Source organism: Pseudoxanthomonas jiangsuensis (assembly GCF_010093185.1).
Lineage (GTDB): Bacteria > Pseudomonadota > Gammaproteobacteria > Xanthomonadales > Xanthomonadaceae > Pseudoxanthomonas > Pseudoxanthomonas jiangsuensis.
In genome coordinates this window covers 77,590-96,549 of sequence record NZ_PDWL01000007.1, presented here as the reverse complement: position 1 = coordinate 96,549, position 18,960 = coordinate 77,590, and the positions used below count along the sequence as shown (strand labels likewise).

Annotated in this window: 16 protein-coding genes; 5 read left to right on the top strand and 11 right to left on the bottom strand. The window is 70.8% G+C overall.

Going from position 1 to position 18,960, the window contains the following annotated elements:
* Positions 1–71: 71 nt before the first annotated feature.
* Positions 72–1,166 carry a homocysteine S-methyltransferase family protein gene (locus tag CSC62_RS06415; protein WP_162405347.1) on the bottom strand — a complete coding sequence of 365 codons (1,095 nt, stop codon included), beginning with the start codon at positions 1,164–1,166 and terminating at the stop codon, positions 72–74.
* A 17-nt stretch (positions 1,167–1,183) separates the two neighbouring features.
* Complete coding sequence (locus tag CSC62_RS06410) at positions 1,184–2,113, bottom strand: ArsR/SmtB family transcription factor (RefSeq protein WP_162405346.1); 930 nt, start codon at positions 2,111–2,113, stop codon at positions 1,184–1,186.
* A 128-nt stretch (positions 2,114–2,241) separates the two neighbouring features.
* On the opposite strand from CSC62_RS06410, the gene CSC62_RS06405 reads away from it, so the two are divergent.
* Both CSC62_RS06405 and pbpC read left to right on the top strand, forming a co-directional pair.
* The gene (locus CSC62_RS06405; protein ID WP_162405345.1) at positions 2,242–3,390 is read left to right on the top strand and encodes an acyl-CoA dehydrogenase family protein; all 1,149 of its coding nucleotides are present in this window, start codon (positions 2,242–2,244) and stop codon (positions 3,388–3,390) included.
* A gap of 545 nt (positions 3,391–3,935) precedes the next feature.
* Positions 3,936–6,368: a penicillin-binding protein 1C gene (gene pbpC / locus CSC62_RS06400; protein WP_162405344.1), complete on the top strand. Its 2,433-nt coding sequence runs from the start codon at positions 3,936–3,938 to the stop codon at positions 6,366–6,368.
* A 33-nt stretch (positions 6,369–6,401) separates the two neighbouring features.
* Here the strand turns inward: pbpC and CSC62_RS06395 are convergent, their stop codons facing one another.
* The gene (locus CSC62_RS06395) at positions 6,402–6,881 is read right to left on the bottom strand and encodes a peroxiredoxin (protein WP_162405343.1); all 480 of its coding nucleotides are present in this window, start codon (positions 6,879–6,881) and stop codon (positions 6,402–6,404) included.
* 167 nt (positions 6,882–7,048) lie between these two features.
* On the opposite strand from CSC62_RS06395, the gene CSC62_RS06390 reads away from it, so the two are divergent.
* Complete coding sequence (locus CSC62_RS06390; protein ID WP_162405342.1) at positions 7,049–7,489, top strand: Hsp20/alpha crystallin family protein; 441 nt, start codon at positions 7,049–7,051, stop codon at positions 7,487–7,489.
* A 189-nt stretch (positions 7,490–7,678) separates the two neighbouring features.
* Entirely contained in the window at positions 7,679–8,563 is an 885-nt protein-coding gene (locus tag CSC62_RS06385; protein ID WP_162405341.1) for a DnaJ C-terminal domain-containing protein, read from the top strand.
* A 43-nt stretch (positions 8,564–8,606) separates the two neighbouring features.
* Here the strand turns inward: CSC62_RS06385 and pilH are convergent, their stop codons facing one another.
* Both pilH and CSC62_RS06375 read right to left on the bottom strand, forming a co-directional pair.
* Positions 8,607–8,993, bottom strand: a complete 387-nt coding sequence (pilH, locus tag CSC62_RS06380) for a twitching motility response regulator PilH (RefSeq protein ID WP_162405340.1) — start codon at positions 8,991–8,993, stop codon at positions 8,607–8,609.
* Between the two features lie 85 nt (positions 8,994–9,078).
* Positions 9,079–9,876: a ThuA domain-containing protein gene (locus CSC62_RS06375; protein ID WP_162405339.1), complete on the bottom strand. Its 798-nt coding sequence runs from the start codon at positions 9,874–9,876 to the stop codon at positions 9,079–9,081.
* A 115-nt stretch (positions 9,877–9,991) separates the two neighbouring features.
* On the opposite strand from CSC62_RS06375, the gene CSC62_RS06370 reads away from it, so the two are divergent.
* A complete protein-coding gene (locus CSC62_RS06370; protein ID WP_162405338.1) occupies positions 9,992–10,864 on the top strand; it encodes a glycoside hydrolase family 16 protein in 873 nt (290 codons plus the stop codon).
* Between the two features lie 73 nt (positions 10,865–10,937).
* On the opposite strand, the gene CSC62_RS06365 is transcribed toward CSC62_RS06370, so the two are convergent.
* The 6 genes from CSC62_RS06365 to CSC62_RS06340 form a co-directional block, all read right to left on the bottom strand.
* Complete coding sequence (locus CSC62_RS06365) at positions 10,938–11,939, bottom strand: YhdH/YhfP family quinone oxidoreductase (protein WP_162405337.1); 1,002 nt, start codon at positions 11,937–11,939, stop codon at positions 10,938–10,940.
* An 84-nt stretch (positions 11,940–12,023) separates the two neighbouring features.
* On the bottom strand, positions 12,024–12,617 hold the full coding sequence (locus tag CSC62_RS06360) for an LOG family protein (RefSeq protein ID WP_162405336.1): 594 nt from the start codon (positions 12,615–12,617) through the stop codon (positions 12,024–12,026).
* A gap of 3 nt (positions 12,618–12,620) precedes the next feature.
* Positions 12,621–12,872, bottom strand: coding sequence for a hypothetical protein (locus tag CSC62_RS06355; RefSeq protein ID WP_162405335.1), 252 nt, complete (start codon positions 12,870–12,872; stop codon positions 12,621–12,623).
* A gap of 353 nt (positions 12,873–13,225) precedes the next feature.
* Positions 13,226–14,665, bottom strand: coding sequence for a dihydrolipoyl dehydrogenase (gene lpdA / locus CSC62_RS06350; protein ID WP_162405334.1), 1,440 nt, complete (start codon positions 14,663–14,665; stop codon positions 13,226–13,228).
* A gap of 21 nt (positions 14,666–14,686) precedes the next feature.
* Positions 14,687–15,919 (bottom strand): dihydrolipoyllysine-residue succinyltransferase, encoded by a 1,233-nt coding sequence (gene sucB / locus CSC62_RS06345; protein ID WP_162405333.1) that lies wholly within the window; start codon positions 15,917–15,919, stop codon positions 14,687–14,689.
* A gap of 42 nt (positions 15,920–15,961) precedes the next feature.
* Entirely contained in the window at positions 15,962–18,793 is a 2,832-nt protein-coding gene (locus CSC62_RS06340) for a 2-oxoglutarate dehydrogenase E1 component (protein ID WP_162405332.1), read from the bottom strand.
* Positions 18,794–18,960 lie beyond the last annotated feature (167 nt).

Here is an 18,960-nt window from a genome sequence, read left to right as displayed (position 1 = left end):
ATGGGGGGGGGAAGACACTGGGTCCCGGCGTTCGCCGGGACGACGGGTTGGTTCCGGAGTCACGGCGTGTTTCATGCGGCCTGCTCCAGGAGCGTGCGCGGCTGTCGCGGCGGCAGCCCGCGCACCACCCCGGCGATGGCGCGGATGTGGTCCGGGGTGGTGCCGCAGCAGCCGCCGACCAGGTTGAGCAGGCCGGCCTGGGCGAACTCGTGCAGGACCTCGGCCATTTCCTCCGGGGTCTCGTCGTAGCCGCCGAAGGCGTTGGGCAGGCCGGCGTTGGGATGGGCGCTGACGTAATACGGCGACACCTCCGACAGCGCCTCCACGTGCGGGCGCAGGTCCTTGGCGCCGAGCGCGCAGTTCAGGCCGATCGACAACGGCCGGGCGTGGGCGAGCGAGGTGTGGAAAGCCTCGGCGGTCTGCCCGGACAGGGTCCGCCCGGAGGCGTCGGTGATGGTCCCGGAGATCATCACCGGCAAGCGCCCGCCACGGGCGTCGAACACTTCCTCGATCGCGTACAGCGCGGCCTTGGCGTTGAGGGTGTCGAAGATGGTCTCGACCATGAGCGTGTCGGCGCCGCCGTCGATCAGGCCCTCGACCGCCTCGCGGTAGGTCGCGCGCAACTCGTCGAAGCTGGTGTTGCGGTAGCCGGGGTCGTTCACGTCCGGGCTGATCGAGGCGGTGCGGCTGGTCGGGCCGAGCACGCCGATCACGAAGCGCGGCTGCCGCGGCGTGGTCGCCTCGACCGCGTCGCATTGTTCGCGCGCCACCCGGGCGCCGGCCTTGTTCAGCTCGTACACCAGGTGCTCGAGGCGGTAGTCGGCCTGGCTAACCGAGGTGGCGTTGAAGGTGTTGGTCTCGACCAGGTCGGCGCCGGCCTCCAGGTAGGCCCGGTGGATGCCGGCGATGATTTCCGGCTTCGTCAGCAGCAGCAGGTCGTTGTTGCCCTTGAGGTCGTGGCCGCAGTGCGGGCCGTGGCCCTCGTGGTCGGGGTGGTGGGCGTGGTCGAAACCTGCGGCGAAGCGCTCGCCGCGGTAGTCGGCCTCCTCCAGCTCGTGGCGCTGGATCATCGTGCCCATGGCGCCGTCGATGATCAGGATGCGCTCGCGCAGCGCCTGTTCGAGCAGGGCGACGCGGTCGGGGTGCAGCCAGGGCAGGGTGTTCATCGGTGCGGCTCGGGTGTTCAGGACTTGAGGGCGATCAGCGAGATCACCTCGAAATGCGGCGGGCGGCGCTCGCGGGTGACGGTCTCCAGGCTGGTGACCTCCAGCCCGGCCTTCTCGGCGAACTTCTTCAACTCCTTGGCCGGGAAGCCGAGGTTGACGTGGCCGTAGGTCTCCACCACCGCCTTGTGCTCGTGCCGGGCCAGGCTGCTCAGCAGGAGGCGGCCGCCCTTGCGCAGCACCCGTGCGGCCTCGGCCACGGCCTGGGCGGGCCGCGCCGAGTAGGTCAGGGCGTGCATCAGCACCACCAGGTCGAAGCTGGCGTCCTTGAACGGCAGCGCGTGCATGTCGCCCTCGCGCACCTCCACGTTCTGCAGCCGGCGCAGGCGCTCGCTGGCGGCGGCCACCACCCGGGCGCTGGTGTCGATGCAGACGTAGCGGTGCGAGTGCGGCGCCAGCAGCTCGGCCAGCACGCCGTCGCCGGAGGCGATGTCGAGCACGTCGCCGGTCTCCAGCAGGGGCAGGGCGCTGCGCGCCAGCGCCTCCCAGGTGCGGCCGGGGGAGTAGTGGCGCTCCATGTCGCCGGCCACGCTGTCGGCCCAGTTCTGGTCGGCGGCGCGCGCGGCCAGCACTCCGGGCAGACGCTCGGCGTCCTGGCGCAGCAAAGGGTCGTCGCTGCCGGTGCTCAGGGCCTGCCACAATGCGCGCTGTGCCGGATCCAGGGCGGCCTCGTCGAAGCGGTAGTAGGCCGACACGCCGGCGCGGCGGTCGCGCACCAGCCCGGCCTCCTTGAGCTTGGCCAGGTGGGTCGAGACCCGCGGCTGGGCCAGCCGGGTGATCGACGACAGCTCGGCCACGGTCAGTTCTTCCAGCTCCAGCAGCGCCAGCAGGCGCACCCGGGTGGCGTCGGCGAAGACCTTCAGCCGGGTCGACCAGTCCTCCAGGTCCATAAATATCTTCCTATCGCGATATAGAGATGATTGTCTCCCCGGCGGGCGGGGACGGTCAACCGCATACGCCACCGAATGGTGGGGCGGTTACAATCGGGACCAATCGCCAGGACCGGAGGGGTCTCACCGTGGATTTCAGCTTCACCGAAGAACAACTGATGCTGCAGGACGTGGCCCGCCGCATCGCCCAGGACGTGATCGCGCCCAGCGCCGAGCACTACGACCGCCAGGGCGAGTTCCCGCTGGACAACATCAAGGTGCTGGGCGAGAACGGGCTGATGGGCATCGAGGTGCCCGACGAGTACGGCGGCGCCGGCATGGACCCAGTGAGCTACGTGCTGGCGATGGTGGAGATCGCCGCCGGCGACGCCGCGCACTCGACCATCATGTCGGTCAACAACTCGCTGTTCAGCGCCGGCATCCTCAAGCACGGCAGCGAGGCGCAGAAGCAGACCTACGTGCGCGCGATCGCCGAGGGCCGCGAGATCGGCGCCTTCGCCCTGACCGAGCCGCAGTCCGGCTCCGACGCCACGGCGATGCGCTGCCGGGCGGTGAAGCAGGCCGACGGCACGTTCGTGATCAACGGCAAGAAGAGCTGGATCACCTCCGGGCCGGTGGCGAAGTACATCGTGCTGTTCGCGATGACCGAGCCGGAGAAGGGCGCGCGCGGGATCACCGCGTTCCTGGTCGACACCGCGCGCCCGGGCTTCCACCGCGGCAAGACCGAGCCGAAGCTGGGCATCCGCGCCTCGGCCACGTGCGAGATCGAGTTCGCCGACTACGTGGCGCAGACGGACGAGGTCCTGGGCGCGGAGGGCGAGGGCTTCAAGATCGCGATGGGGGTGCTGGACTCGGGCCGGATCGGGATCGCGTCGCAGGCGATCGGGATCGCCCGGGCGGCCTACGAGAAGACCCTGGAGTACGTGCGCGAGCGCAAGGCCTTCGGCGCGGCGATCGGCACCTTCCAGATGACCCAGGCCAAGATCGCGGACATGAAGTGCAAGCTGGACGCGTCCCTGCTGCTGACGCTGCGCGCGGCGTGGCTGAAGGGGCAGGGCAAGCCGTTCTCGGCCGAGGCGGCGATCGCCAAGCTGACCGCCTCGGAGGCGGCGATGTGGATCACCCACCAGGCGGTGCAGATCCACGGCGGCATGGGCTATTCCAAGGAGATGCCGCTGGAGCGCTACTTCCGCGACGCCAAGATCACCGAGATCTACGAGGGCACTTCGGAGATCCAGCGGCTGGTGATCGCGCGCAGCGAGACCGGGTTGCGCTGAGGCAGGGCGCTGCCGAGGCTGCTGGAAAGTGGAGGGACCGGGAAGCCGGTCCCTTTTCTTTGGTTCTTCTCCCGACGGCGGGGATGGATGCCATCCAGAACCGGAAAGCCTGGGCGGGAAAGGCGGTCGCGGCGGTGCGGCACGATGCCTGCTGCCGCTCATGTCCCCCGGAACCGGTGAAGCCGGTTCCTCCTCCTTTACTTCCCGTCAGCAGGCATCGCACCGCACCGCTTCACCCTCATTGGCCGCCGGACGAAAGGCCAGAGTCGACGCATGGATCCCGCTTTCCGTGGGCCGCCGGCCAAGCTTGGAGCGCTTTGGCGTGCGGCCTGCTGACGGGAAGTAAAGGAGGAGGTTCCGGCCCGCCGGGCCGGGACCGGGGGACATGAGCGGCAGCAGGCCGCACGCCAAAGCGCCGCAACCCTGCATCCGCACCCATGACACGACGGCCCCGCCCGAAGTCAGCGCTTTTACGCCAGGCTTCCGCCCGGCACCCCGATCGCTTCAAATGACAGGGATCGGTCGGCAGTGAGGGGAAGGACGGGATGACCCGTTTGGCAGCAGGCGAACGAAAAGGCGGGCGCACGCCGCTGCGCCGCCTGCTGCCCTGGCTGCGCTGGAGCATCGTGGCCGTGCTGCTCGCCGTGCTCGTGCTCGATTTCGCCTTCCCGCCGCCGCTGCCCGCCGGCGATGCCGGCATCGCCACCGTCGTCACCGCCCGCGACGGCACGCCCCTGCGCGCGTTCGCCGATGGCGAAGGCGTGTGGCGCTATCCGGCCACTCCGGAGTCGGTCTCGCCGCTGTACCTGCAGGCCCTGCTCAACTACGAGGACCGCTGGTTCCACCACCACCCGGGGGTGAACCCGATGGCGCTTTGGCGCGCGGCCGGGCAATGGCTGCGCCACGGCGGCATCGTGTCCGGCGGGTCGACCCTGAGCATGCAGGTCGCGCGCATCCTCGACGGCCACGACACCCGCAGCGCCGGCGGCAAGCTGCGCCAGGTCGCCCGTGCGCTGCAGCTGGAGGCGCGGCTGTCGAAGGCGCAGATCCTGCAGCTGTACCTGGAACGCGCGCCCTTCGGCGGCACCATCGAGGGCGTCGAGGCGGCCAGCTGGGCCTGCCTGGGCAAGCCGGCGGCGCGGCTGTCGCATGCCGAGGCGGCGCTGCTGGCGGTGCTGCCGCAGGCGCCGAGCCGGCTGCGCCCGGACCGCCATCCCGAGGCCGCGCGCGCGGCCCGCGACAAGGTCCTGGCACGGATGCAGGCGCTGGGCGCGTGGCCGGCGCAGGATGTGGCCGACGCCCGGGTCGAGCCGGTGGTGGCGCGCTCGCTGCAGGTGCCGCTGCACGCGGCCCTGCTGGCGCAAAGGCTGGCCGCCGGGCAGCCGCGCGCGGCGCGGATCGCCAGCACCGTCGACGCCGACCTGCAGCGCGCGCTGGAGGAGCGGGTCGCCGCCTACTTCGCCACGCTGCCGCCGCGGACCTCGGCGGCCTTGCTGGTGGTGGACAACGCGAGCATGGAGGCGCGCGCCTACGTCGGCTCGGTGGCGTTCGGCGACCGCGAGCGGCTGGGCCACGTCGACATGGTCCGGGCCTGGCGCTCGCCCGGCTCCACCCTCAAGCCCTTCCTCTACGGCATGGCCCTGGACGATGGCCTGATCCATTCGGAAAGCCTGCTGGTGGACGCGCCGCAGGATTTCGGCGGCTACCGCCCGGGCAACTTCGGCGAGGCCTTCAACGGGCCGGTGAGTGCGGCCACCGCCCTGCGGCTGTCGCTGAACGTGCCGGCGGTGGACCTACTCGACCGGGTCGGCCCGGCGCGCTTCGCCGCGCGCCTGGACCATGCAGGCATCGGCCTGCGCTTCCCGCGCGGGGCGCGGCCGAACCTGGCCCTGATCCTCGGCGGCACCGGGGCGCGGCTGGAGGACCTGGTCGGCGCCTTTGCCGCGTTCCAGCGCGGTGGGCTGGCGGCGCAGGTGCGCTACACCCCGCAGCAGCCGCTGGTCGAACGACGTCTTTTGTCGCCCGGCGCAGCCTGGATCGTGCGCGAGGTGCTGCAGGCCGCGCCGCGCCCGGGCCAGGCCGCGGGCCGTTTCGATCCCGGCGGCCGCCCGGCGGTGGCCTGGAAGACCGGGACCAGCTACGGCTTCCGCGATGCCTGGGCGGTGGGCGGCAGCCGTCGCTACACCGCCGGGGTCTGGGTCGGGCGCCCGGACGGCACGCCCCTGCCGGGCCAGTACGGCGCGATCACCGCGTTGCCCTTGCTGCTGGAGACCCTGGACGGCCTGCCGCGGGCGCATGGCGATGCCGATCCGCTGCCGCGGCCGGACACGGTGGAGGCGGTCGAAGTGTGTTGGCCCCTGGGCCGGGCCGCGGCGGAAACCCCCGCTGCGCTGTGCCAGCGCCGGCTGCAGGCCTGGCGCCTGGACGGGTCCACGCCGCCGACCCTGCCCGAGCGGCAGGCGCGGCTGTGGAGCGCTGGCCGCGAGCGCTTCCAGGTGGACGCCGCCAGCGGCCTGCGGCTGTCGGCCGATTGCCGCCTGGCGCATGAAGCGCGCGAGGCGGAGATCGCGCGCTGGCCGGCCCTGGTCTCGCCCTGGCTGCCGGCGGCGACCCGGCGCGCCTCGAGCCTGCCGCCGCTGGCGCCGGACTGCGCAGACGATGGCCGCGGTGCGGCGGAGTCGTTGCGGATCGAGGGCCTGGCTGACCGGGCGAGCCTGGCCGCGCCGCCCGGCAGCGGCCGCGGCCTGCGCCTGCAGGTGCGGGCGCTGGGCGCCACGGCGGGCGTGCAGTGGCTGCTGGACGGGCGCTGGATCGCACGCACGGAAGGCGCGCGCGGCTTCGAGTACGACTACGCCGGTGCTGGGCCGGGCGCGCACGTGCTGACCGCGCTGGCCGACAGCGGGGCCTGGACGCGGGTGGAGTTCCGGGTGGTGGACATGGCGGCGCGCACCCGTCTTCCGGTGCAGGAACGGCGGTAGGCGGCGACGGATGCTGGCGCCGCAACGCGCCGCTCAGCCGATGTGCTCGAGCACGTAGTCGGCCGAGGACACCTTGAACTCGCCCGGCGCTTCCACGAACAGCTGGCGGACCACGCCGTCCTCCACGTACAGGGCGAAGCGGCGCGCGCGGATGCCCATGCCGTAGCCGCTGGCGTCCATTTCCAGGCCCAGCGCCCTGGTCAGGTCGGCGTTGCCGTCGGAGACCAGCTGCAGGCCCTCGGGCGCGTCCAGGGTCCGGCCCCAGGCCTGCATCACGAACGGGTCGTTGACCGCCATGCACACCACCTCGATGCCGCGGCTGCGGAAGTCGTCAAAGCGGGCGATGAAGCCGGGCAGGTGCTTCTCCGAGCAGGTCGGGGTGAACGCGCCGGGCACCGCGAACAGCAGCACCTTGCGGCCTTCGAACAGGGTCGGGGTGTCCACGCTCTCCACGCCTTCGCGGATGCGCTTGAGCACGACTTCGGGGATGCGGTCGCCGATCTGGATGGTCATGGCGGGGGTCCTGCTGGGGGAGGGGCCGGCGGTTCACCGGAGGCTGAACGAGTGTAGCCGCAGCCGCGTGGCCGCCGCGTGCGCGGGTGTTGAAAGCCGGCGGCCGGCACCCATGTTCCGGGCATGGCCGCGCCCCGCCGCGGCGTCACGACCAAGGAGAACCCGCCATGACCGTAGTCCGTTACAACACCGTCCCCGGCCGCGCCCTGCAGGACGAGTTCAAGCAGGTGTTCGAGCGCTTCTTCGGCGAGGCCGCCGGCGAGCCGTCCGACGTGGTGACCAGCCAATGGGCGCCGCGGGTGGACATCAAGGAGGAGGCCGACCGCTTCGTGATCTTCGCCGACATCCCCGGCGTGGACCCGCAGGCGATCGAGGTGCAGATGGACAAGGGCGTGCTCACCCTCAAGGGCGAACGCGCCGGCGAGCAGGACGACGAGTCCGGTCGCTATTCGCGCCGCGAGCGCGCCTGGGGCGGCTTCCACCGCCGCTTCGCCCTGCCCGACAGCGCCGACGCCGACGGCATCACCGCCAGCGGCCGCCATGGCGTGCTGCGGATCGACATCCCCAAGCGCCCGCAGGCCACGCCGCGCCGCATCCAGGTGCAGTAAGCGCCCGCATCCGCGGCGGCCGGCACCTGCCGCCGCGGACGCGCCGCGAAGTCCGGCCCGCCGGGCGGGCGGTGACGCGACAGGCTTTAGAATCCGGCCCGTGGCGTCCGCGCCACGGGCCTTCGCGCTTTCCGGTCCCGCGCCGCCGGACGGGCGGCGGGGCCCTCCAGTTTCGAGAACGGTGAACGGATGGAATTCAAGGACTACTACGCGATCCTCGGGGTGGAGCCCAGCGCCGGCGAGGCCGAGATCAAGTCGGCCTACCGCCGGCTGGCGCGCAAGTACCACCCGGACGTGAGCAAGGAGGTCGACGCCGAGGACAGGTTCAAGGCCATCGGCGAGGCCTACGAGGCCCTGCGCGATCCGCAGAAGCGCGCCGCCTACGACCAGCTGCGCGCGCGCGGCTACCGCCCCGGCCAGGAATTCAACCCGCCGCCGGGCGGCTTCGACGGCGCCGGCTTCGACTTCGACGAAGTGTTCGGCGACATGGGCGGCCGCGGCGGCGGCGGCGGCTTCAGCGACTTCTTCGAGAGCCTGTTCGCGCGCCAGCGCGGCGGCGCCGGCGCAGGTCCGCGCGGCCCCGGCCCGCAGCCGCGCGGCGACACCCGCGCCAGGCTGGCGGTGCCGCTGGAAGCGGTCCACCGCGGCGACAGCGTGCGCATCACCCTCAACGGCCGCCAGCTGGACGTGCGCGTGCCCAAGGGCATCCGCGCCGGGCAGTCGATCCGCCTGGCCGGGCAGGGCAACGGCGGCGGCAACCTTCTGCTGGAGGTCGAGTACCTGGCCCACCCGCAGTTCGAGGTGGACGGTCGCAACATCCTGCACACCCTGGAAGTGCAGCCCTGGGAAGCGGCGCTGGGCACCACCGTGGCCGTGCCCACCCTGGGCGGCGAGGTCGAGCTGAAGATCCCGGCCGGCTCCGATTCCGGGCGCAAGCTGCGCCTGCGCGGCCGCGGCCTGCCCGGCGAGCCGCCGGGCGACCAGATCGTGGAGCTGGAAGTGCAGGCGCCGGCCCCGGAGACCGACGCCCAGCGCAAGGCCTACCGCGAGCTGGCCAAGGCCTTCGGCGGCTGAACCGTGGCAGTGGAAGGCACCGGCGAAGGCCGGTGCCGGCCGCTCAGGCTTCCCCGGCCGGCGCCTTGCCGTCGAGCAGGCGGCCGATCACGTCGGACAGGTCGGCTTCGGAGAACGGCTTGGTCAGGTAGGCGCGCGCGCCCTGGCGCATGCCCCACATCCGGTCGGTGTCCTGGTCCTTGGTGGTGACCAGCACGACCGGGATGTCGCGGGTGGTGCTTTCGCGGCTGAGGGTGCGGGTGGCCTGGAACCCGTTGAGGTTCGGCATCACCACGTCCATCAGGATCAGGTCGGGCAGTTGCGCCTTGGCCACTTCCACGCCCGCGGCGCCGTCCTCGGCGGTCAGGGTCTCGTGGCCGAGTTTCTCGACGATGCGCTGGATGCCCATCAGCTGGGATGGCGAATCGTCCACGATCAGGATGCGAGCCATGCGGCGTTCCCCCGGTGTCTTTCCCCTGCGCCGGAGTGTAGACGTTGCGTGATGCGGCCGGAAGCCTCCCGGCGTGTGCGCCCGGTCACGTCCCGGGCGTGGCGGGCGCGAGGCAGGGCGCCCCGAGCCCGGCCGCATACCGCAGGCCGTCGCGCAGGTGGGCGCGGAACACCGGATCGGCGTACAGGGCCACGGCGTGGCCCAGTCCGGTGTACCAGGCGCGACCGCCCGCGCCGGCGTGGCACCAGGCGATGGGATGGTCGGCGCCCATGCGTCCGCCTTCGTAGCGCGATTCGTCCACGGTCGCGACCACGGTGACCTCCGGGCGCGGGTTGCGGCGGTAGTTGTACAGCTCGTCGGTGACCTGCCAGCGCTCGATCCCGTCCGGCCCCAGGCCATGCTCGAAGCGCACCTCGGTGGATTGCAGGCCCGGCGGATGGTTGGCGAACCAGGCTCCGACCAGGCGGCCGTACCAGGGCCAGCCGTATCCGGTGTCGGCGGCCGAGTGCACGCCCATGAAACCGCCGCCGGTGCGCATGTAGCGCTCGAACGCCGCGCGCTGCGTAGGCCCGAGCACCTCGCCGGTGGTGTTGGCGAATACCACCGCGCGGAAGCGCGCCAGGCCGGCATCGTCGAACAGCGCCGGATCCTCGCTGTGGACCACGGCCAGGCCTTCGGCCTGGGCCAGTTCGCGCAGGGTGCGGACCGCCTCGGGGATCGAGTCGTGGCGCCAGCCCAGGGTGCGGGTGAACACGAGCACGGTGCCGTGCGCGGAATTGGCGACGCTATCCGCTGCGGCGACGGGGGCCCCGGTGGCGATGGCGGGGAACAGCAGCGCGGGCAGGGCGAGGCGACGAAGGATCGTGCGGAGGATCGTGAGCATGGGTCGAGGGTAGGGAGATTGCCGCCTGCGTGCCCGCGGCAGCGCAGCAGGCCGTAGCCGCCAGGACTGCCTAGAATCGACGGGCCGCGTCCGGCGGCGTGGATGGGGGAGCGCAATGGATCGGATCGTCGGCTTCGGCCGTGCGGGCCTGCTGGGAACCTGGCTGGCGCTGGCAGGCGTGGCCGTGCCGGCGGCGGAAGCGGGCGCGGCGCCGCGCTGGAGCTTCGGCCAGACCCCGGTCTGGCAGGACGAATTCGACTACGAGGGCGCGCCCGATCCTGGCAAATGGGGCTACGACCTCGGCGGCGACGGCTGGGGCAACAACGAGCTGCAGTACTACACCGACAAGCCGGCCAACGCCTTCGTCGGTGACGGGCTGCTGACCATCGTCGCCCACCGCCAGCGGGTGAACCGCCGCAACGACTACACCTCGGCGCGTCTGGTCTCGCGCGGCAAGGGCGATTTCCTCTACGGCCGGATCGAGTTTCGGGCGCGCCTGCCGGTCGGGCGCGGGACCTGGGGGGCCTTGTGGATGCTGCCGACCGACAACCGCTACGGCGGCTGGCCGCGTTCGGGCGAGATCGACATCATGGAGCACGTCGGCCACGATCCGGGACGGGTCCACGTCACCGTGCACACCCAGGCCTACAACCACAAGGTCGGCACCCAGCGCGGGCAGGCGACCCTGGTGGAGGGCGCCAGTCAGAGTTTCCACCGCTACCGGGTCGACTGGACGCCGGAGCGGATCGAGGGCTTCATCGACGACGCGCCGGCGTTCGCGTTCGCCAACGAGGGTACCGGTCCGGACGCGTGGCCGTTCGACCAGCGCTTCCACCTGCTGATGAACCTGGCGGTCGGCGGCGACTGGGGCGGCGCCGAGGGCGTGGACGCGGCGGCCTTCCCTGCGTGGATGGAGGTGGACTACGTGCGGGTGTATCCGCTGGTCGAGTCCGGGCAGGAACCCGCCACGCCGGCGTCCGCCAGGTAGGAACCGCCGGCGCGTCCGCCGCGGTCGCTGCCGGCCAGGCGGTTCGCCGTACTTGGTCGTCGGAGAGCCGCCGCTACCCGGGCAGGCGCACCACCGTGCGGCCCAGGGAGCCGCCGGCCAGCATCGTGTCGAACACGCCCGGAAGTTCCTCCAGCGTGGCCTCGCGGGTGCAGATCGCATCGAGCTGCGCCGGCTTCCAGGCGTCGGCCAGCAACGCCCAGATGTCGTCGCGGATGTCGCGCGCGGTGCCGGCCGAGCCGATGCCGAGCAGGGAGACGCCGCGCAGGATGAAGGGCATTACCGTCAGCGCGTCCAGCCCGGGAGTCGCGGCCAGGCCGGCGGCAGCGACATTGCCGTAGGGCGCGGTCTGGGCCAGCAGGCTGACCAGCATCGGCCCGCCGACGTTGTCCAGGCCGCCGCCGAAGCGCACCGACTCCAGCGGACGCCTGGCCTCCAGCGCATCGCGGCCGAGGACTTCGCTCGCGCCCAGCGACTTCAGGTAGGCGGCCTGGTCGGCCTTGCCGCTGATCGCGTGGACCTCATGGCCGGCCTTGCTGAAGATCGCCACCGCCAGCGAGCCGACGCCGCCGGTGGCGCCGGTGACGGCCAGCGGGCCCAGTTCCGGGCGCTGGCGGTTCTCGCGCATGCGGTACAGGGCCAGCGCGGCGGTGAAGCCGGCGGTGCCCAGGATCATGCTCTGGCGCAGGTCCAGGCCGCGCGGCAGGGCGACCACCCATTCGGCCGGCAGGCGGGCGTAGGCGGCATAGCCGCCATCGCGGGTCTCGCTGAGGCCGCAGCCGGTGACCAGCACCGGGTCGCCTTCGCGGAACTTCGGGTCGGTGGAGGCGACCACGTGGCCGGCCACGTCGATCCCGCCGACCAGGGGGAAGCGGCGCAGGATCCTGCCCTTGCCGGTGCCGGCCAGGGCGTCCTTGTAGTTGACCGAGGACCAGGCCGCCTTGACCACCACCTCACCGGGCGAGAGCGCGTCCAGCGCCAAAGCCTCGATGCCGCTGCGGTAGCCGGCGTCGTCGCTGTGGATGCGGAAGGCTGGGAAGGTGGCGGGGATGGTCATGGCGATTCCTCGGTCGATGCCTTGTCCCGATTCTGGCATGCGCCTGCCGCCGCCGAAGCCCGACCTTTGTAGGAGCTGGTGGGCTTACCGCATCACGTCGCGACGCTTCTCGTCGATCCACTTGGACGCCTGCGCCGGCTCGTACGCCTGCATCCAGGCCAGCATTTCGCCCAGGTCGCTGCCGTACCACAGGTCCGCGCGCTGGTCGGGGTGCAGGAAGCGCTCCTCCACCATGCGGTCGATCATCCCGATCAGCGGGGCGTAGAAGCCCTCGATGTCGAGGAAGGCGCAGGGCTTGCTGCCGATGCCGAGCTGGCGCCAGGTCAGCATCTCGAAGATCTCCTCCATGGTGCCGAAGCCGCCGGGCAGGGCGACGAAGGCGTCGGAGAGCTCGAACATGCGCATCTTGCGCTCGTGCATCGAGCCGACGATCTCCAGTTCGGTCAGGCCGCGGTGGGCCACTTCCCAGTCCGCCAGCTGCTTGGGGATCACCCCGGTGACCTGGCCGCCGGCGGCCAACACCGCGTTGGCGACCGTGCCCATCAGACCGACGTTGCCGCCGCCGTAGACCAGACGCAGGCCGTTCTTGGCGATGCGGTCGCCCAGGGCGATGGCACGTTCGGCATAGGCCGGCTTGCTGCCGGCGTTGGAGCCGCAATAGACGCAGATCGAACGCATGGATCAGGTTCCTGGAGAAGCGGGGGAGGCGGGAGATGCCGGCCCGTCAGTGGGACGGCCGCAGTCGACCGATTCGATCGTGCCGCCGCGGTAGTGCAGGCTCGACACCAGGCGGCGGCCATCGACCCCGGTGTCGTACCAGAAGTCGATCGCGTAGCTGCCGGGCGGTTCGCCCGCAGGCCCGGCGGCGGTATGGCCGGACAGGGTTTCGTCCGGTTCGCGTCCGATCAGCGCCACGGCATCGCGGTAGTTCATGCCCGGCTGCACCCGGGCGCAGAGCACGTGGACTGGGACCGGGACCGGAGCGGCATCGGCGCGAGCGGGCGGTTCGGTCGGCATGGCGGTGGCGGCGGAAGCGAATGCGAGGACGACGAACGGGAACATCTGCGGGTATCGCGGCGAACGGGGCATTCCCTGCCTCCCTGGAAGGCGAAAGCCCGGGCATCGCCCGGGCCGTCCTTTGTACCAGCTGCATCCCGAACCGGGAGGCCGTGTGCCGCAGCCCCCGAGTCGGGGGCGGTCCGCGCCGAAGGCGCGGAGCGGCGGGGATGGCGGTATGCATGGAAGACGTTCGCGCAGCGAACGTCTTCCATCCACAAGGCGAACCTTCAGTTCGCCTTGTGGATCGCGCGCTTGTCCACCGCCATGGCCGCGTCGTGGATCGCTTCGGACAGCGACGGGTGGGCGTGGCAGATGCGCGCCAGGTCGTCGGCCGAGCCGCTGAACTCCATGGTCAGCACGCCTTCGTGGACCAGCTCGGACACGTTCGGGCCGACCAGGTGCAGGCCGAGCACGCGGTCGGTCTCGGCGTGCGCGATCACCTTGGCGAAGCCGACCGGCTCGGCCATCGCCACGGCGCGGCCGACGGCGGCGAACGGGAAGGTGCCGGTCTTGTACGGCACGCCCTCGGCCTTGAGCTGCTGCTCGGTCTTGCCGACCCAGGCGATTTCCGGGCCGGTGTAGATGACCCACGGGATGGTGTCGAAGTTGACGTGGCCCGGCAGGCCGGCGATCAGCTCGGCCACGGCAATGCCTTCCTCGAAGCCCTTGTGCGCCAGCATCGGTCCGCGCACGCAGTCGCCGACCGCCCAGACGCCATCGACGCCGGTGTGGCAGTGGTCGTCGACCACGACCTGGCCGCGCTCGTTGAGCTGCACGCCGGTGCCTTCGGCCAGCAGGCCCTTGGTCGCGGCGCGGCGGCCGACGGCCACCAGCAGCTTGTCCACGACCAGGGTCTGCTCTGCGCCCTTGTCGTCGGTGTAGGTGACGGCGACTTCCTTCTTCTTGCCCTTCGTCTTGACCTCGGCCTTGGAGACCTTGGCGCCCAGGCGGATGTCCAGGCCCTGCTTCTTGAACTCGCGCGCGGCCAGCTTGGCCACCTCGGCGTCGGCGGCGGCCAGGAAGTCGGGCATCGCCTCGAGGATGGTGACCTCGGCGCCCAGGCGCTTCCACACGCTGCCCAGTTCCAGGCCGATCACGCCGGCGCCGATCACCGCCAGGCGCTTGGGGGTTTCGGTGAAATCCAGCGCGCCGACGTTGTCGACGATGGCCTCGCCGTCGAACTTGGCGAACGGCAGCTCGATCGAATCCGAACCGGCGGCGATGATGACGTTGGTGCCCTTGAGCTCCACTTCCGAGCCGTCGTGCTGCTTCACCTTCACGACATTGCCGGGCTGCAGCTGGCCGAAGCCGTAGTACGCGGTGACCTTGTTGGCCTTGAACAGCTGGGCGATGCCGCCGGTGAACTGCTTCACGATGCCGTCCTTGCGGGCGACCATCTTCGCCACGTCGATCGACGCATCCTTGAAGCCGATGCCGTGCTGCTCGAACTTGTGCAGCATGTTTTCGTACTGGTGCGAGGAGTCGAGCAGCGCCTTGGACGGGATGCAGCCCACGCGCAGGCAGGTGCCGCCCAGCGCCGGCTTGCCGTCCTTGCCCAGTGCGGCGTCGATGCAGGCGGTCTTCAGGCCCAGCTGCGCGGCGCGGATCGCGGCGTGGTAGCCGGCCGGGCCGGCACCGATGACGACGACGTCGAAGTTTTCAGCCATTTCCTGTTCCTTCCGATGCGATTACAGGCCGAACAGGATCCGGTTCGGGTTCTCGAGCTGGTTCTTGATGTCCACCAGGAACTGGACCGCGTCCTTGCCGTCGATGATGCGGTGGTCGTAGGACAGGGCGATGTACATCATCGGCGCGATCACGACCTGGCCGTTCTCGGCGATCGGGCGCTCCTTGATGGTGTGCATGCCCAAGATCGCGCTCTGCGGCGGATTGACGATCGGGGTCGACATCAGCGAGCCGAAGGTGCCGCCGTTGGTGATGGTGAAGGTGCCGCCCTGCAGGTCGTCCAGGCCGAGCTTGCCGTCGCGCGCCTTCTTGGCGTAATCGGCGATGCCCTGCTCGATGTCGGCGAAGCCCAGGCGCTCGACGTTGCGCAGCACCGGGGTGACCAGGCCCTTCTCGGTGGACACGGCGATTGAGATGTCGGCGTAGCCGTGGTAGATGATGTCGTCGCCGTCGACCGAGGCGTTGATCACCGGGAAGCGCTGCAGCGCGTTGGCCGCGGCCTTCACGAAGAAGCTCATGAAGCCCAGCTTGATGCCGTGGGCCTTCTGGAAGTCCTCGCCCAGCTCCTTGCGCGCGGCCGACACCTTGGCCAGGTTGACCTCGTTGAACGAGGTCAGCATCGCGATGGAGTCCTTGGACTGCATCAGCCGCTCGGCGATGCGCTTGCGGATGCGGGTCATCGGCACGCGCTCTTCCGGACGCGCGCCACCGGCCTTGCCGGCGCCGCCGGACTTGGCGTAATTGACGATGTCTTCCTTGGTCACCGCGCCGCGACGGCCGGTGCCCTCGACCTGCGACGGGTCGATGCCTTCCTTGCTGGCGGTGAAGCGCGCGCCCGGCGGCAGTTCGCCACCCGACGCGGCGGCCGGGGCCGGCTTGGTCGAGGCGGGCGCGGCGGCTTCGGCCTTGGCCGCGCCGGCCTTGGCCTGCACTTCCTCGGCGCCGGCGGCCGGCTTGTCGTCCTTCTTCGCCTCGGCCGGCGCTGCGGCGGCGGTGGCGCCTTCCTCGATGATCGCCAGGACCTGCGAGCTGGTGACGGTATCGCCTTCCTGGAACTTGATTTCCTTCAGCACGCCGTCGACCGGCGAGGGGACTTCCAGGACGACCTTGTCGGTCTCCAGGTCCACCAGGTTCTCGTCGCGCTTGACCGCGTCGCCGGCCTTCTTGTGCCAGCTGGCGATGGTGGCGTCGGAGACGGATTCGGGAAGGACCGGGACTTTGACTTCGGTGGCCATGAGGGCGTCCTTGATTCGTTGTGCGTTTCGTGGGGCGAAGGATTATTCGGCGGCGAGCTGGTTGCCGGGCGGGTTGACCAGCGCGTCGGCGACCAGCTTGAGCTGCTCTTCGACGTGGTCGGCGAAGTGGCCCACCGCCGGCGACGGCGAGCGCGTGCGCCCGGCGTAGCTCAGCGCCTGGCCCTTGGCCAGGCAGGCCTGCAGGTGGTGCTTGATCTGGTACCAGGCGCCCTGGTTCTGCGGCTCCTCCTGGCACCAGACCACCTCGGTGGCGTTGGCGTAGGTCTGCAGGACCGTGGACAGCGCCTCGCGCGGGAACGGGTACAGCTGCTCGACGCGGACGATGGCGACGTTGTCCTGGCCGCGCTTGAGCTGGTCCTCGAGCAGGTCGTAGTAGACCTTGCCCGAGCACACGACCACGCGCTTGACCTTCTTCGGGTCGGCGCTCCTGTCCGGGATCAGGTGCTGGAACTCGCCGCTGGCCAGCTCCTCCAGGCTCGACACCGCCAGCTTGTGGCGCAGCAGCGACTTGGGCGACATGACGATCAGCGGCTTGCGCGTGCTCATCTTCATCTGCCGGCGCAGCATGTGGAAGCACTGGGCCGGGGTGGTCGGCACGCAGACCAGCATGTTCTCCAGCGCGCACAGCTGCAGGAAGCGCTCCAGGCGCGCGGAGCTGTGCTCGGGGCCCTGGCCTTCGTAGCCGTGCGGCAGCAGCAGGGTCAGGCCGGAGATGCGGCCCCACTTGGCCTCGCCGGAGGCGATGAACTGGTCGATCACCACCTGGGCGCCGTTGGCGAAGTCGCCGAACTGGCCTTCCCAGATGTCCAGGGTGTTCGGGTCGGTGGTGGAGAAGCCGTACTCGAACGCCATCACCGCCTCCTCGCTGAGCAGCGAGTCGATGATGGTGGCCTGCTCGGGGGTCTCCACCAGCTGGCGCAGCGGCAGGTAGTAGCTGTCGGTCTTCTGGTCGTGCAGCACCGCATGGCGGTGGAAGAACGTGCCGCGGCCGGCGTCCTGGCCGACCAGGCGCAGGCCGTAGCCTTCCGAGAGCAGGGTGGCGTAGGCCAGGTTCTCGGCGAAGCCCCAGTCGCCGCCGATCTCGCCGGCCGCCATCTTCAGGCGGTCTTCGTAGATCTTGGCCACGCGCGGGTGCAGCGAGACGCCCTGAGGAATCGTGTTGATGATCTTGGCCAGCTGAGTCAGCGTGGCCTTCTTCACCTTGGTGTCGACCGCGTCGGACAGCGTGCCGGACAGGTACTTGGACCAGTCGATGGTCAGCTCGTAGTCCTCCGGCTTGGAGGCGGCCAGCTCGGTGGTGACCTCGCCGGCGTCGAGCTTGTTGCGGTACTCGTCCACCAGCGCCTTGGCGGTGCCGGCGTCGATCACCCCGGCCTTCTCCAGGCGCGCGGCGTACAGCTCGCGGGTGGTCGGGTGCTTGCGGATGGTCTGGTACATCACCGGCTGGGTCGCCGCCGGTTCGTCGGCCTCGTTGTGGCCGTGGCGGCGGTAGCAGACCAGGTCGATGACCACGTCCTTCTTGAATTGCTGGCGGAACTCATAGGCCAGCTTGGCCACGAACACCACCGCTTCGGGGTCGTCGCCGTTCACGTGGAACACCGGCGCACCGACCATCTTGGCCACGTCGGTGCAGTACAGGGTCGAGCGCGCGTCTTCCTTGTTGCTGGTGGTGAAGCCGACCTGGTTGTTGATCACCACGTGCACGGTGCCGCCGACGGCGAAGCCGCGCGCCTGCGACATCTGGAACAGTTCCATCACCACGCCCTGGCCGGCGAAGGCCGCGTCGCCGTGGATCAGCACCGGCAGCACCTGGCGGCGCTCGTCGTCGCCGCGGCGCTCCTGGCGCGAACGCACCGAGCCGGCGACCACCGGGTCGACGATCTCCAGGTGCGAGGGGTTGAAGGCCAGGGCCAGGTGCACCGGCGCGCCCGGGGTGGCGATGTCGGCCGAGAAGCCCATGTGGTACTTCACGTCGCCGGCATGGGCGCGCTCGTCGTGCTCGAACTTGCCCTCGAACTCGTCGAACAGCTTGCGCGGGTTCTTGCCCAGGGTGTTGATCAGAACGTTGAGGCGGCCGCGGTGGGCCATGCCGATGACGATGTCCTTGACCTTGTCCACGCCGGACTGGCGGATCACCGTGTCCAGCAGCGGGATCAGCGAGTCGCCGCCTTCCAGCGAGAAGCGCTTCTGGCCGACGTACTTGGTGTGCAGGTAGCGTTCCAGGCCCTCGGCCGCGGTCAGCCGCTCCAGCACGCGCTGGCGGGTCTCGGCGCTGAGGTTGTAGTCGCCGCCGGCCAGCTCCAGGCGCTGGTACAGCCACTGGCGCTGCTCGACCTCGGGAATGTGCATGAACTCGGCGCCGATCGGGCCGGCGTAGGTCGCCTTCAGCCGCGCCAGCAGGTCGCGCAGCTTCATCCGCGGCTGGCCGGCCAGGCCGCCGGTGCTGAACTCGCTGTCCAGGTCGCGCTCGGCCAGGTCGTGGAAGCCCAGGCCCAGGTCCGGCGGGTTCATCGGCGGGGTCAGCGCCAGCGGGTCGATGTCGGCGCCGAGGTGGCCGCGCGAACGGTAGGCGGTGATCAGGCGGCCGACGTTGCGCTCGCGCTCGTCGCCGGCAGCCGGGGCCGCCGCCGCCGTGCCGCTGGCGGCGTCACGCGCGGCCTGGGCGACGTGGGCGATCACCGCCGAGTGCGGGACGTCACCGGCCTCGCGGCCCTTGAACCCGTCGAAGTAGGCCTTCCACTTCGGGTCTACGCTGTCGGGGGAGACCAGGTACTGCTCGTACAGGTCCTCGATGAAGGCGGCATTGCTGCCGAGCTGCGATGACTGCGCAAACTGCTTGAGTAGGTTGTCCACGATGAGGTCGGGTGTGGGTGGGAGGCGGGCCGCGCGGCCCAGTGCCCGTCGCACGGGCTTGAAAGCCGCAAAAGTATAGCCCCATTGCCGCGCGGAGGGGCCTAGCCGAAGGGCTAAGGGACTGTTGCGACAGGGTCCTGTCGTGCCGGGGTTCACACTCCGGTGGA

Coding starts and splice junctions, on each gene's coding strand:
- CSC62_RS06415 (WP_162405347.1), bottom strand. CDS start 1,166: ATGAACACCCTGCCCTGGCTGCACCCCGACCGCGTCGCCCTGCTCGAA.
- CSC62_RS06410 (WP_162405346.1), bottom strand. CDS start 2,113: ATGGACCTGGAGGACTGGTCGACCCGGCTGAAGGTCTTCGCCGACGCC.
- pbpC (WP_162405344.1), top strand. CDS start 3,936: ATGACCCGTTTGGCAGCAGGCGAACGAAAAGGCGGGCGCACGCCGCTG.
- CSC62_RS06395 (WP_162405343.1), bottom strand. CDS start 6,881: ATGACCATCCAGATCGGCGACCGCATCCCCGAAGTCGTGCTCAAGCGC.
- CSC62_RS06390 (WP_162405342.1), top strand. CDS start 7,049: ATGACCGTAGTCCGTTACAACACCGTCCCCGGCCGCGCCCTGCAGGAC.
- CSC62_RS06385 (WP_162405341.1), top strand. CDS start 7,679: ATGGAATTCAAGGACTACTACGCGATCCTCGGGGTGGAGCCCAGCGCC.
- pilH (WP_162405340.1), bottom strand. CDS start 8,993: ATGGCTCGCATCCTGATCGTGGACGATTCGCCATCCCAGCTGATGGGC.
- CSC62_RS06375 (WP_162405339.1), bottom strand. CDS start 9,876: ATGCTCACGATCCTCCGCACGATCCTTCGTCGCCTCGCCCTGCCCGCG.
- CSC62_RS06370 (WP_162405338.1), top strand. CDS start 9,992: ATGGATCGGATCGTCGGCTTCGGCCGTGCGGGCCTGCTGGGAACCTGG.
- CSC62_RS06365 (WP_162405337.1), bottom strand. CDS start 11,939: ATGACCATCCCCGCCACCTTCCCAGCCTTCCGCATCCACAGCGACGAC.
- CSC62_RS06360 (WP_162405336.1), bottom strand. CDS start 12,617: ATGCGTTCGATCTGCGTCTATTGCGGCTCCAACGCCGGCAGCAAGCCG.
- CSC62_RS06355 (WP_162405335.1), bottom strand. CDS start 12,872: ATGAACTACCGCGATGCCGTGGCGCTGATCGGACGCGAACCGGACGAA.
- lpdA (WP_162405334.1), bottom strand. CDS start 14,665: ATGGCTGAAAACTTCGACGTCGTCGTCATCGGTGCCGGCCCGGCCGGC.
- sucB (WP_162405333.1), bottom strand. CDS start 15,919: ATGGCCACCGAAGTCAAAGTCCCGGTCCTTCCCGAATCCGTCTCCGAC.